We start from the raw sequence: 13,814 nt of genomic DNA on the forward strand, positions 1-13,814 counted from the left end.
ATAACCTATGGTGCAAATTATCCAGGGACAAAACGTCACTCTCGCTTACCTCAAGGAAAACTTTGCTCTGCATCAAGCTGAAGATGAGCAATTTTTTACAGAGTGGTTTGACGATTTACCTGCGATCACAGAATTAGAAAAGCAATATTTAGATAGAGTTAAAACTAACTATCTCAGTTTACTGGAAAATGCTCCTCTTATAGAGGAGGCAATCAAATTAGTTGTATTGTCGCCCTTACTAGACTTAGCAGGTTTTTATCGTCCGCCTTTTTCCATCGCTACAGAAGAAAGTATAGAAATTAGTGAAGATGTAATTATCGGTAATGCAAATAAAGCCGAAGCAGATAAAGAAATTATCAAAGGTAAAATTGATGTACTAGTTATTCAAAATAAGTTGTGGTTACTAATAATTGAATCAAAAAGGTCTACTTTTTCTTTAACTAAAGCAATTCCGCAGGCACTTACTTATATGCTAGCTGCGCCGCATAGTGATGAGCCTGTATATGCATTCGTGCTAAATGGCGAAGATTTTCAATTTATCAAACTAAGCAGACAAAATCATCCTGTATATGCTCTATCTGATAGATTTAGCTTATATAGAAGTGAAAATGAACTATATATTGTTTTAAATATATTAAAGAGAATTGGACAAATTTTAATTTAATTAAATAACAGTCAAATAAACCTGAAAAGGTGTCGATAAAATACCTAATATTTGATTGATTTCGACAATATAATAGTCTCTTCTATCGATAGATAAATCTTTATCAGTCAGCTTTAAAAATTTCCAATCTGTACCAGTGGTTATTGCTCCATAAATAGTCGTAATGCTATTTCCTTGACGCTGATTGAATATTTGAGCAGCAACCATTTCAGCAATACATTGCCCTAAACCAGCTTTGATGTTTTCATTCTTAGCCTCTACCAAGGTTACTACAGGAGTGCGAATTTCATATATTTCCGCAGATGCAGTAAGTATATAATCACAATAACCATTCAGACCCGATGCGTTATCAACGTTAAACTCTGTCCCGGAAAAGAACCCAACTTTAAAGTTAAAATTTCTTCTTACCTCTAATAAAATAGGAGTAATAATTAGCTCTGAACGAGCTTTTTCTGTATTAATTGCTGTTGCTAAATTCAAGTTCTCTTTCAGAAACGTTTGTAAAATTTGACTGGGATCTATACCAGCAACTTCAGCAAACAAATTATCTGGTTCCTCTATAATTAAGCCAAATTTTTCTCTAACTTGAGCCAGAGTAAATTCACTGTATGCCATCTCTACTACCCACGCTCCATGAATAAGGAAATTTCGCTGATTAATTAAAAGGTTGTAACATTTTGTAAAGCTTTAAAATAGTAATATCAGTTTTGTTGTATCCATCATGATTCAAGTAATCCAAGCTCAAAATGTCGGTCTTGCTTATTTAGAAGAAAGATTTGGTTTGCGACAGTCTGAAAGCGAAGATTTTTTCCAGAATGGTACGATTCTCTGCCAGAAATCACAGATTTAGAAAAGCAATATCTAGATAGAGTTAAAACTAACTTTCTGAGACTAGTTAAACGTCCACCAATTTTAGAGAATGCGGTCAAAATGGTGGTATTATCTCCTTTACTAGATTTAGCAGGATTTTATCGCGAACCATTTTTACTGGCTACAGAAGAGTCAATAGAAATTGCGATTGAGGATAAAGACGAAATTGTTAGAGAAAGGATTGACGTTTTAGTTATAGGACTTACGCAAAAGTCACGTAATTACGTCATTACGAGCGCAGCGACGTAATCGCCTGAGATTCTGGGATTGCTTCCCTACACTTCGTTCCGGTCGCAATGACAAATTTTGCTTGCGTAAGTCCTGAGTTATTCAAGAACAACTATGGTTGTTAGTAATTGAATCTAAAAGAGCTAGTTTTTCCCTTTTAGAAGCTATACCTCAAGCAATCGCTTATATGCTAGCTAATCCTGATCCAGAGAAACCTATCTTTGGCTGTGTAACTAGTGGAGAAGATTTCCAGTTTATCAAGCTCATCCAGCAAGATAAATCGGAGTATGCTTTGTCTGATAAATTTACGTTATCCAAGCGAGAAAATGAATTAAGTAAGTCAGTGGAAATAAACCAAACTATGTTAACAAACATAAATAGGCTTGAAATCCTTACTAATGACTAATGACCAAGGACAAATGACAGCCTCAGCTAGTTATCTTTAATTTCGCAGACCTACTTATATCAAGTTCTCAGGATATTCAAAAAATTAAGTCAAATTTTGAGTTGATTATGTCGAATCGTCCCATCTACCTAGATTGCCATGCTACGACCCCCGTTGATGAACGAGTATTAGCAGCAATGCTGCCTTATTTCACAGAAAAGTTTGGTAATCCAGCAAGTATCAGCCACGTTTACGGTTGGGAAGCAGAAGCAGCTGTTAAACAAACACGAGAAATTTTAGCAGCAGCTATTAACGCCTCACCAGAAGAAATTGTGATTACTAGTGGTGCTACAGAAGCCAATAATTTAGCCATTAAAGGTATAGCAGAAGCTTATTTTCAAAAGGGACAACATATTATTACTGTGGCGACAGAACATAAAGCTGTTCTCGACCCCTGTAACTATTTAAAAACACTGGGTTTTGACATTACAGTGCTACCTGTCCAAAAAGACGGGTTAATTGATTTAAATGAGTTAGAAAAAGCTATACGTCCAGAGACAATTTTAGTGTCGGTGATGGCTGCAAATAATGAAATTGGGGTATTGCAGCCACTATCAGACATTGGCGAAATCTGCCGCGATCGCAATATTCTTTTCCACACCGATGCCGCCCAAGCTATTGGTAAAATTCCCTTGGATGTGCAAGCACAGAAAATTGACTTGATATCACTGACTGCACATAAAGTATATGGCCCTAAAGGCATCGGTGCGCTATATGTCCGCAGACGCAACCCCAGAGTCCAAGTAGCCCCGCAACAACATGGCGGTGGACATGAACGAGGAATGCGATCGGGTACTTTATATACACCGCAAATCGTCGGCTTTGGTAAAGCTGTGGAAATCGCCTCAGCAGAACAAGCCACAGAAAACCAACGCATTACAGCACTCAGGCTCACACTTTGGGAACAGCTTTCCCAAATACCAGGAGTTCATCTCAACGGACACCCCACCCAACGCCTAGCCGGAAACCTCAGTATCAGCGTTGAGGGAGTAGATGGGGCTGCACTTAGCTTAGGATTACAACCAGTCATGGCAGTTTCTTCCGGTTCTGCTTGTAACTCAGCCAGTACAGCACCCTCCCACGTCCTCACCGCCTTGGGACATCCCTCACAGCTAGCCTATGCATCAGTACGCTTTGGCATTGGTCGCTTTAATACCCCAGAGGAGATTGATATCATAGCCAAACATGCGATCGCTACCATTCAAAGTTTACGCAAGCAGGCTAGTTTGGTGTGAGGGACTGGGGATTGGGGATTGGGAGATGAGGGAGATGAGGGAGATGAGGGAGATGAGGCAGCAGAGGAGAATAGCCATTACTCATTACTCATTACCAAACACCAAATACCCATGCTCAATGCCCAATGCCCCATGCCCAATGCCCCATGCCCCATTTCAATACGGATCTGAACTAAACCTTCCCCGCTTGACACTGCGGAGATAATAACCTTTGGTGGGCAGGTTTTTGAGGTCGAAGGTATCGCCACGGGGGATACGCCAAATTTTGTAGTCGTGGAATGTTAAAGGTGTACGGGGTTTGCAAATCTCTGGCGGATGATCGCCTAAAACAAGGTATGCTGCACCTCTTCCCATGACTTTGGCTATGCCGTATTTATCAATGACAACCGATGTCTCTTCGCTAATGGCGATACCTAAAGCACGTTTCGCTTTGCCATCCTGGATTTGACGGGCGATAAAAGCCATAATTCGCCCCATTCTTTTACGCCTATCAAAGTGAGTATCAACAATAGTGCCGCCCAGATACCGCCATTTAAAAAAGTTGTAAGTGAAGGTGATATCTTGATAGGGATCTTCCAGCGCGTCTTTGGTTTCAATGCCTTCTTCGGAAGAAGCGCAAGCATCATAAACAAATTCACTTTGGATCATTGCACCTGCGCTAGTACCGCCAACTCCGCCACCTCTGGCGTAAACTGAGTTGACAGCAGCCTCTAGCTTAGTGCCTTTCCAGTTACGAATATATTGACATTGGTCGCCGCCAGCAACGAAGATTACATCTGCTCTGCGGATTTTATCAACAATTTCCGTTCTGTTGGCATCGTTGCGATTGCTAATAATCAGCGTATCTACAGACTTTACGCCTTTCATGTCATAAATCACCCGATTGTAATCGTGATTACCATAGGTGCGGAGAACTACAACATTTACTTTGGTAGCGCAGTTAGTACCACCCCTCACCTGATGAATCATCCATTGAATTGCTGCTTCTACATCCGGGCCACCTCCACCCAAGTTAAGAACAGGCCCAGCTAGGTGAGGTAAGGCAGGTAAAGCAGGTAAGGTCGGTACAGGCGATAAAGAATCGACATCTTCGGGAACAATATCCTGAAAATAGCGTCTCAAGTTTGCTGTAATATGGGTTATGAAGGTGGTTCCCATCTTCAGCAACATGGTTCCTAGGTTCTTTAACCACTTTGCTATATTTGGAAAGGCCTTGGTCATGCTAACCTTCTGGTGCAAACTGCAAATATTGCTAACTCTCTCACCAGAAGGGGTGTAATTCCCAGCGTACAAGGCTTGTACTGTTTTTTAATGCCAAAAATGCAGAGTTATATTTTATTCTCTGTTTGGTTTTTTGCTGCTTGTGCAATTTAAAACCATTCTACTCGCGATCGCTCTTGCACTACTCGCTTGTATACAGCTTCGGTTTGCAGGGCTAATTTTGGCCAGCTAAAGCGTTTCTCTAAATCCTCAAAAGCATTATCAATCAGCCATTGGCGATACCCAGGATTTTTCAACACCTCTAAAATACCCCAGGCAATCGAATCGGGACTGTTCACCCAAGTGACAATGCCTGTTTTAGTATGTTGCACTACTTCCGGAAAACCACCAGTGTCAGATACAACTACGGGAACGCGAGAGGCAAAGCTTTCTAATGCAACTATCCCAAAGGGTTCATAAAGACTGGGGAAAACTGCACAGTCAGCTACAGTCTGAAATTTATCTAAGTATTCATCAGAAAGGAAACCAGTAAAATAGCATTTATGCCAAATTCCTAAATCCCAAGCTTGACGCTTGAGATGGTCAGTATTACCACCACCAACAATCACAAATTTGACATTACCACCCATTTCCCACAGAACCTTGGGTGCAGCATTGAGTAATAAAGGCACACCTTTTTCATAGGTCATGCGCCCAACATAATAAACAATTTTTTCATAATCTTCGGCAAATTGAAGGCGAAAAGCTGAAGCATGAAAATCTTCATGATGCTGTTTCTTTTCTGGCCGAATACCGTTAAAAATGACATCAATTTTGTCCCAAGGGCTGTGTAATGCTCTTTCTACTTCTCGCCGCATATATTCGCTACAAACGATAATTCGCCAAGCGTTAAAAGCTAACAGATTTTCTTTACCACTGATATAGCGTTGGGTGTCTGTATGCAGACCGTTGTAGCGTCCGTATTCAGTTGCATGAATTGTCGCAATTAAAGGTAATTTGAAGTTATTTTTCAGCGCGATCGCTGCATCACCAACTAACCAATCATGAGCATGGATTAAATCAAATGGCCCTTCTTCCAGCATCAGCTTACCACCATGATGCCCCATGCTTTCATTTAAGTTAACTATCCAGTGAAAAAAATCTCTACTAGCCGCTACCGGGACTCGATGTATATGCACTCCCTCGACTAATTCATACATCGAAGCCTGTCCATGCTCCACAGTAATCAAGTGGATTTCATGTCCTAATTTCACTAATTCCGGATATAACTCCCCTACATGGCGAGCGATTCCACCGACAATCCTGGGTGGAAACTCCCAACTTAACACTAATATCTTCATTAACTGGACTCCCCGAAGCTTTTCAAATTGATAAATAGCTAAAATCTATAATTTATCTAAAGGTACAAGTGTGACAATTAGAGTGAGTATATATACTAAAATTGTCAATATTCTTAACATTCTCTTTGGATTCATCTGTCTGTAAATATGAATATTAGTGAAGCTAACTTTTCATATTTACCTTCATATGCATTCAATAAATTGCCATGATACAGCAACTTCAGATTAATTGCTCAAAAATCTTCAACTCCTATAGATGTATAGCTGAAGGGTGAAAGCTGAAGGTAAAAATCTTGCTATTTCTATTAGGAATCCAGGCATAAAAAGGCTTTAGGTCTGTGTATCTGTCGTATTCTTTTTTTAATTGGTATTATTAGGCAAATTTTGCATAAAAAGTCCAAAAAATAACAGAAACACAGCCTTGATGGAGTGTTTCCGTTAATAATTTTTATTTAGTTAGGGATAAGAGGGACTTGGGACTGCTTCCATGCCCAATGACGGCAGTTGCTTTAAGCCGGGAAACCCGTCCAACGCACTGCCTCCCCAATGCCCAATTAATTAACTTTGATCCAGTCGCAATACTGCCATAAATGCTTCTTGAGGAACATCTACCGTACCTACAGATTTCATCCGCTTCTTACCCTTTGCTTGCTTTTGCAAAAGTTTCTTCTTCCGGCTGATGTCACCACCGTAGCATTTGGCTAGTACATCTTTCCGCAAAGCGGGGATGTGTTCACTGGCGATGACTTTACTACCAATACTCGCTTGAATTGGTACTTTAAATTGATGGCGGGGAATCAGTTCTTTGAGCTTCTCAGCCATTGAGCGACCGACGTTGTAAGCTTTATCGCGATGTACAATCATTGCCAACGAATCCACCGGATCGCCATTGATCATAATATCCAGCTTCACCAAAGGATTTTCGCGATAACCAATCAGGTGATATTCCATGCTGGCATAACCACGCGATCGCGATTTCATTTGGTCAAAAAAGTCAGTGACGACTTCCGCCAAAGGCAACTCATAAGTTAAGGTTGTGCGCCCTTGGGTAAGATATTTCATATCCTTGAAAATCCCCCGGCGGTTTTGCGATAACTCCATCAACGTACCCACGTAGGTTTCAGGAGTAATCATTTCTACCTTAACGTAAGGCTCCTCAATCTTTTCGCGCTCGTTGGGAGAGGGTAAATGGCTAGGATTATCTATATACAGTTCCTCGCCCTTCAAAGTAGTTACTTTATAAACTACTGAAGGCGCTGTAATAATTAAATCTAAGTTATATTCCCTTTCTAAGCGTTCTTGCACGATTTCCATGTGCAGCAAACCTAAGAACCCACAACGGAAACCAAAACCCATAGCGCTAGAAGTTTCCGGTTCGTAATGTAGGGCTGCATCATTAAGTCTGAGCTTTTCTAGGGCTTCCCGCAAGTCTTCAAATTGGTCAGCATCAATGGGGAACATCCCACAAAAGACCATTGGATTGGCTTCTGTATAACCTGGTAAAGGTTCTGCAGCTTTAGCGTTAGACAGAGTAATGGTATCACCCACCCGGGCATCAGCTACAGCTTTAATAGCGGCGGCTAAATAACCTACTTCCCCGGCGTGCAGTTCATTAACTTGCTTTTGAGTGGGAGAAAGCACCCCTAACTCGTCAATTTCATATTCTTTATCAGAAGCCATCAAATAAACGCGATCGCCTTTTTTGAGGCTACCATCCATCACCCGGAAGTAAACAATTACACCCCGGTAGCTGTCATAGTAGCTATCAAAAATTAACGCCCGCAAGCGCTGATCTACAGTATTGGGAGCTGGTGGTACCCGTTCTACAATTGTTTCTAAAATCTCATTAATGCCAATACCTTCTTTAGCCGAGGCTAAAATCGCACCGCTACAATCTAAACCGATAATTTCTTCAATTTCGCTGATGACTCGTTCTGGTTCTGCACCAGGTAAGTCAATTTTATTCAACACCGGAATAATTTCCAGGTTATGTTCCAGAGCTAAATACACATTCGCCAAAGTTTGAGCTTCTACGCCTTGGGAAGCATCAACCACTAACAACGCCCCTTCACAAGCAGCAAGAGAGCGTGACACCTCATAGGAAAAATCCACGTGTCCTGGCGTATCAATCAAATTCAGCACATACTGCTGACCATCTTTAGCAGTGTAATTCATCCGGGCAGCTTGCAGCTTAATGGTAATGCCGCGCTCCCGTTCCAAATCCATATTGTCGAGAAACTGCTCCTTCATCTGCCGATCTTCAACAGTACCAGTGGCTTGGAGTAAGCGATCGGCAAGGGTGGATTTCCCGTGGTCGATGTGAGCAATAATACAAAAATTGCGAATGCGAACTGCGGGAACGTCAGTCATATACTATTTTTGCTGAAAAAGCAACCAAGGTAGAGAGAGCAAATTACTGAATGTATTTTAATGCTTTCTTAGGCAACGACGCTGCATATCGGGCGAGACAACCATCATTAGCCAAAGAAATCTTTGTTTATTGTTATTTGTCATTGGTCATTGGTCATTTGTCAAGAGAGACGCGATGAATCGCGTCTGTACAATAATCAAGATAAATTCTTTCCTCCCATTCCCCATTTCCCATTCCCCATTCCCCATTCCCCATTCCCATTTTCCCTTCGGCCGATGGTATTGATCAACCAGAAGCGTACAATAAAGATGTATAAGTACATAGTGTGAAGAGCGTGGTAATTCCCGGCGTAATTGCCCGTAAATTATTGATTTACTGACACAAAAGCAATAGAGCTACTGTTTGGTATCTTCTATGAAAATTGCCACTTGCGAGGAGAAGCTGTTACTTTGGTACAATTTCGGGGAACTATGTAACTATAATTTTTTTCATTTGTCAGTAAACTGAATCCGAAATTTATAAGAGTACTGCTTTAAAAAGCTTTTGACACAACAATTTCCGAGTATATAAACCTATGAATATGAAAGAAAAAGCTACGGATGCGGACAACAGACAAGCCGATAAGGTAGAAATAGCTGTTCGCCTAGACTCCGAGTTAGTAGAGCAAATTCAGCATCTAACCAATGACCCCAGCAAAGTGATTGAAGTGGCCATTCGGCAATGGTTACGGGGTGATATTCCCAGAGATGATGAATTAACACGTACTCCACTACGCGCTCCTATTCCACCCCGAGGCGAATGGAATGACTAAATTCATAAATAAACTGTAAATAAAAAATCAAAAGAATGTAAAGTTTGCCACTTTGGCTGACAAAATATCCAAAACACTCAACCAAAGGCTCAAAAGCTGTAATAATTTATGCCAAACTTTAAGCAGCTTTAGTAATAATGTTGTCGGCTGCTAATCGTATATCCAACTCGATAATGACTATTACTGCCCATTCGCAATTGCCACACTTATTCTCCCAGAATCGAAACTCTATTAATCATCAGACCGACTATATGCCACCAACTCTAGGAGCTGAGTTGGTATTTACACAAGATGGGTCAGGACGTTACCTGACTTTTTATTGGCAGCATAGTGAAATTCTCGGGTTAAATCCTGAGCAAATAGTTGATGAGTTTAATGAGGAAGCCAACTTTGTCCCAGTGGATAATGTGGCTTATTTGGAACGGTTACACCGAATTTTGACAAATTTGGTGCCCGAAAGATTGCAATGCTGGTTTAGTTACGGGCAAGAATTATTTGAGTTGGAGTTGGTAATCTCTCCGATTATGCCGCAATTGGGTAAAGCGGCTACCACAGTTTTGGTGATGGGACGCTTACTGCAAGCGAAAGTCAATCTTAAGAAAGTAGATGTAATTGCCAAAAAACCTACACAGATAGAGTTGGCTGTTCGCTCACAGCAGCATCAAAAACTGGTAAACCGAATTACTAAAAATATTCGCCGCAACCTTGATATAGACATTATTTGGCAACAAACAGTTGATAGTTTAGGAAAAGTACTGCGGCTAGAGCGTTGTATTATTTGCCCTTACCAGCCTTCTAGCCAAAAAGTACGGGTAATAGCAGAGTATCATCAGCCCCAGTGCAAATCTCTGTTGGGTTCAGATATAAATTTAGCCGCTGAACCTGCTTTTGCTCAGGCTTTGGCTACCTTAGAACCCGTAGTAGTGCAAGCACCAGGGTCTAGTCTATGTCCTAACCAAAAAATTTTAGTGGTAGCGACATCCTATCAAGACCAAGCAAATAGCTTGGTGGCGTTGAATTTACGAGATGAATGCTACCCGCTAACAGATGCAGAAATTGAGCTCGCCAAAGAGGTAGCGGATCAGTTAGGGACTGCGATCGCTCATGCTACTTTGTACAAAGAATTGGAAGTGGCGCGACAAAAAGCCGAAGATGCTTCCCGCCTCAAGAGTGAGTTTCTAGCTAACGTCTCCCACGAAATCCGTACTCCCCTGAATGGGATGATTGGATTTTTAAAGCTGATTTTGGAAGGGATGGCAGATGATCCAGAAGAACAAAACCAGTTTTTACAAGAAGCGCATCAATTATCCATCCACCTGCTTAATATCATCAATGATATTTTGGATATAGCCAAAATTGAAGCAGGCAAAATGGAGCTTGATTGTACTCCTGTACAATTGGCTGAGTTATTTAGTGATGTAGAAAATTTCATGCGTCCCCAAGCCGAGATGAGAAACCTCAGCTTTCAGATGCAATTGCCTAATACTTCTGATGAAATAGTTGTTCAAGGTAACTATCAAAGATTGTTACAAGTAATGCTCAATTTGGTAGGTAATGCCATTAAATTTACTCAAGAAGGTGGTATTACTATCAGTGCTGATATTGTGATTAAAAAGGCTAAATTCCTAGAACAGCAATATCCTGGCATGGTGAAAGTTCGCGTAGCAGATACAGGTATTGGTGTTTCTTTAGACAAGCAAGATAAACTATTTCAATTATTTTCTCAAGTTGATGGTTCCCGTACTCGTCAGTATGGGGGAACTGGTTTAGGACTAGCTATATCCCAAAAGCTGGTAGAAGCGATGGGCGGAGAAGTGAATTTTTACAGCTTAGGTGAAGGCTTGGGTTCGACAGTCACATTCACTGTACCTTTGTATCAGCAACCAGTCATTGTTTCCTGTGGTGATGATTGTCTGGGGAAATAGGGACTGGGGACTGGGAAAAGGGGACTGGGAAAAGGGGACTGGGGACTGGGGACTGGGAAAAGGGGACTGGGAAAAGGGGAAGGGTGAAAGGAGCGACCTGAGCAAATCTCTTCAGCTTAGGAAGTATTTTTGGATTATCAAAATATTGCTCAAGTACTTACCAGAGGTAGTAGCCTGGTTGAATTTGCTGTTTTTTGACTCAGCACTGTTTAGGTGCGATCGCACTTTTGCGTTTACGCAATAATAGAATGAGAAACAAGGGAAATAAAGGGAACTAAGTAGCGCAACTAATCATCAATACCCTATATTCCATCACTCGTCAGCAATAATTCTCATGAGCAGATAGACTTTCTTGTTACCATGTTCATCGCTCACACAGATGCTATTTTAAATTTAGAAGATTCAAGCAGTCAGCGTTGGGTAGTAGAAATTAATAAAAATAACAAAAAATTAATATGAAAATAAAAGTTAACTATTCACCAACAGCAGATGAAGTTAACGAACTTGATCTAGCATTAGCAACTGCAGCAACAGGAGAATGTATGATTGGTCGTTCTCCTGATTCTTATTTGGTATTAAATAGCCCTGATGTGAGTAGGGTACATGGTAAGTTTTTTGCTCATAATGGTAATTACTACTTCTGTGATCTGGGAAGTAGAAATGGCTCAGTTGTTAACGGCAAACTAGCTCAAAAAAATGTGCCAGTACAGTTAAAGGATAAAGATATTATCCGCATTGGTGATTACGTGATGACTGTGGAAGATATTATTCCTAAGCCTCAACAATTGCCAGCAACTGTATTTAAAACTATCGATCCATCACTGTTGGCTGGCTGGCGAGTCAATGACAATATTAGCAATATTAATATTGCTAATCCAGCAAAAGTAAATAGCAAAGTTGCACATAACTTAAGTTCTGAATCGGCTGTAGAATTTAGTAACGATAAAAGCGAATTAGAAACTTCAGAACTAGAATCGGAAATCAATGCACTAGAAAACATCATTGAAAATTCACTAGCAGCAAATGAATTTTCTGCCTCTTTTAGTGATGTAAATACTGATGCTGCTCAATCAGTGAGCGAAGAAATCACCTTTGTGCAACTACAAGGTTTAATGTCTCCATTACCAGAGATAGGAAATGAAATTTCCGCAGAGGTAGATGATGTTGATGTAGCTGCACCATTTCTCGAAGAAATTACCTTTGTGCAGCCACAAGATTTAAATGACTCGGTTCCAGAGACAGCCAGCGAAATTTCTGCAGAGATCAAAGGAGATGCAGAGATTCCGCGAGAATTGACAATTGTACAACCACGCGCTCAAGTTGAGCCACCAGCAGCAACCTTGAATGAAGTTGTCGCGGATATTGATGACGACTTTTTCGATTTGGAAATACCAATTCTGCAAGACTTTACTGATGTACAGCAGCGCGCTCAAGTTGAGCCACCAGCAGCAACCTTGAATGAAGTTGTCGCTGATAATGATGATGATTTTTTCGATTTAGAAATGCCAATTCTGCAAGACTTTACCGATGTACAACCGCGCGATAAATTCCGACAACCAGCAGAAATGGTGAGTGAACTTCCTCCAGAAATTGCAGATTTAGATATAGATTGGGATGCAGAAATTCCGCGAGAGTTAACAATTGTGCAACCGCGTCATCTATCCCATCAACCACAAAATATCATCATTGAAGTTCCACCGCATATCAGTGATGAAGTTATTGAGGAAGATTTTAAAGTCAATATTGATGGTGTAGCAGCTCCAAAATTTGTGGATGGCTTTACCCCAGAGTTTAGCAATGAAGAAGCTATATTCTCAGACGAGATGCTGATTGAGTCCAAAGCTTTATTTTGCCAAGTACCGGAACCTATCAACAATCAAACTGAAGATATTAAAGCTGATGATGCAGGAGTAGTTAATGAAGAGGCTTTTCTGACAGAAGTATCGGAAGCAACTAGCGAATTGAGCGAATCAGATGCTCTATCTGCTCTATTAAATGAAGAACTTGAAGATGATTTTAGCCCAGAATTAACGCTGTTAACATCTGAGTCAATTAATCAACTTTTTGCTGAAATTTATGATTCCTCAGAGGCAGAATCTAGTGAAATTTATGAGGAAGTAACTGTCATTCAAACTCAGCTAGAAATTACTCAGAAAAATATAGTGCTTTTAGCTCATGAAAACAAAAAAGCTGAATTAGCTGAATTTGTGCAACAGCATCAAGAGTTTTTTTCACATCATCATACTATTGCTTGGCAATCGATTAGCGAAGTCTTGCATGAACAAGCAGGTATCACTATTAGTCACCAAATTCCAGCCACCACTTCTAATGGATATCAAGCAATTAATACATTAGTTAACTCTGGTGATATCTCAGCAGTTATTTTCTTGAGAGATTTCCTCATACCGCAGACTAGTCAAGCAAATGAAGAAGCACTATTGAGGAGCTGCAATATTAACAAAGTTTTACTAGCAACTAATATACCAACAGCAGAGGCCCTGGTTTTTTATCTGAAAAGCTTAAAGCAATAATAATATGTAAAATATCCAGTGATTATAGCGTAAGTACTCATTGATTGAGAATTGCTGCTTGATTTACGCTATGGCAGATTTGTCTGTTTTTATGCCTCAAATTTTGGCAAAATCAACAATGTAATTCTGATGGCTAAACTGCTGCGCGGAATTTGAAATTCAAGCAAGTATAC

General features: G+C 40.5%; 12 protein-coding genes and 1 pseudogene. 9 read left to right on the forward strand and 4 right to left on the reverse strand.

The genetic code is table 11. From position 1 onward, the window contains the following. The first annotated feature begins 7 nt into the window (after positions 1 to 7). Positions 8 to 664, forward strand: a complete 657-nt coding sequence (locus HGR01_RS34200; RefSeq protein WP_045867885.1) for a type I restriction endonuclease — start codon at positions 8 to 10, stop codon at positions 662 to 664. On the opposite strand, the gene HGR01_RS34205 is transcribed toward HGR01_RS34200, so the two are convergent. Continuing rightward, positions 665 to 1,279 (reverse strand): hypothetical protein, encoded by a 615-nt coding sequence (locus HGR01_RS34205; RefSeq protein WP_045867884.1) that lies wholly within the window; start codon positions 1,277 to 1,279, stop codon positions 665 to 667. A gap of 106 nt (positions 1,280 to 1,385) precedes the next feature. Between HGR01_RS34205 and HGR01_RS42020 the strand changes: the two genes are divergently transcribed. The 5 genes and pseudogenes from HGR01_RS42020 (at position 1,386) to HGR01_RS34225 (ending at position 3,613) form a co-directional block, all read left to right on the forward strand. Next, complete coding sequence (locus tag HGR01_RS42020) at positions 1,386 to 1,514, forward strand: hypothetical protein (RefSeq protein WP_369792165.1); 129 nt, start codon at positions 1,386 to 1,388, stop codon at positions 1,512 to 1,514. Positions 1,515 to 1,594: 80 nt separating this feature from the next. Further along, positions 1,595 to 1,783 (forward strand): hypothetical protein, encoded by a 189-nt coding sequence (locus HGR01_RS42025; RefSeq protein ID WP_052335042.1) that lies wholly within the window; start codon positions 1,595 to 1,597, stop codon positions 1,781 to 1,783. Positions 1,784 to 1,865: 82 nt separating this feature from the next. Beyond that, positions 1,866 to 2,168, forward strand: a pseudogene (locus HGR01_RS34215) (restriction endonuclease subunit R); the annotation flags it as partial. 107 nt (positions 2,169 to 2,275) lie between these two features. Continuing rightward, positions 2,276 to 3,442 (forward strand): cysteine desulfurase family protein, encoded by a 1,167-nt coding sequence (locus HGR01_RS34220; protein WP_045867883.1) that lies wholly within the window; start codon positions 2,276 to 2,278, stop codon positions 3,440 to 3,442. 18 nt (positions 3,443 to 3,460) lie between these two features. Beyond that, positions 3,461 to 3,613, forward strand: coding sequence for a histidine kinase (locus tag HGR01_RS34225; RefSeq protein ID WP_155538948.1), 153 nt, complete (start codon positions 3,461 to 3,463; stop codon positions 3,611 to 3,613). Here the strand turns inward: HGR01_RS34225 and HGR01_RS34230 are convergent. The 3 genes from HGR01_RS34230 to lepA all read right to left on the reverse strand — a co-directional run bounded on the left by HGR01_RS34230 (position 3,599) and on the right by lepA (position 8,373). Beyond that, positions 3,599 to 4,663: a cyanophycinase gene (locus HGR01_RS34230; protein WP_045867882.1), complete on the reverse strand. Its 1,065-nt coding sequence runs from the start codon at positions 4,661 to 4,663 to the stop codon at positions 3,599 to 3,601. The genes HGR01_RS34225 and HGR01_RS34230 overlap by 15 nt on opposite strands. Positions 4,664 to 4,812: 149 nt before the next feature. Then, positions 4,813 to 6,003, reverse strand: a complete 1,191-nt coding sequence (locus HGR01_RS34235) for a glycosyltransferase family 4 protein (RefSeq protein WP_045867881.1) — start codon at positions 6,001 to 6,003, stop codon at positions 4,813 to 4,815. A 558-nt stretch (positions 6,004 to 6,561) separates the two neighbouring features. Continuing rightward, positions 6,562 to 8,373: a translation elongation factor 4 gene (gene lepA, locus HGR01_RS34240; RefSeq protein WP_045867880.1), complete on the reverse strand. Its 1,812-nt coding sequence runs from the start codon at positions 8,371 to 8,373 to the stop codon at positions 6,562 to 6,564. Positions 8,374 to 8,948: 575 nt separating this feature from the next. Here lepA and HGR01_RS34245 point away from each other — a divergent pair. From HGR01_RS34245 to HGR01_RS34255, 3 genes are all read left to right on the forward strand, one after another. Continuing rightward, the gene (locus HGR01_RS34245) at positions 8,949 to 9,185 is read left to right on the forward strand and encodes a hypothetical protein (RefSeq protein WP_045867879.1); all 237 of its coding nucleotides are present in this window, start codon (positions 8,949 to 8,951) and stop codon (positions 9,183 to 9,185) included. Between the two features lie 173 nt (positions 9,186 to 9,358). Continuing rightward, positions 9,359 to 11,110 (forward strand): sensor histidine kinase, encoded by a 1,752-nt coding sequence (locus HGR01_RS34250; protein ID WP_045867878.1) that lies wholly within the window; start codon positions 9,359 to 9,361, stop codon positions 11,108 to 11,110. Positions 11,111 to 11,565: 455 nt separating this feature from the next. Continuing rightward, complete coding sequence (locus HGR01_RS34255; RefSeq protein ID WP_045867876.1) at positions 11,566 to 13,641, forward strand: FHA domain-containing protein; 2,076 nt, start codon at positions 11,566 to 11,568, stop codon at positions 13,639 to 13,641. The last annotated feature ends 173 nt before the right edge of the window (positions 13,642 to 13,814 follow it).

It is taken from the genome of Tolypothrix sp. PCC 7712 (assembly GCF_025860405.1).
GTDB classification, from domain to species: Bacteria; Cyanobacteriota; Cyanobacteriia; order Cyanobacteriales; family Nostocaceae; genus Aulosira; species Aulosira diplosiphon.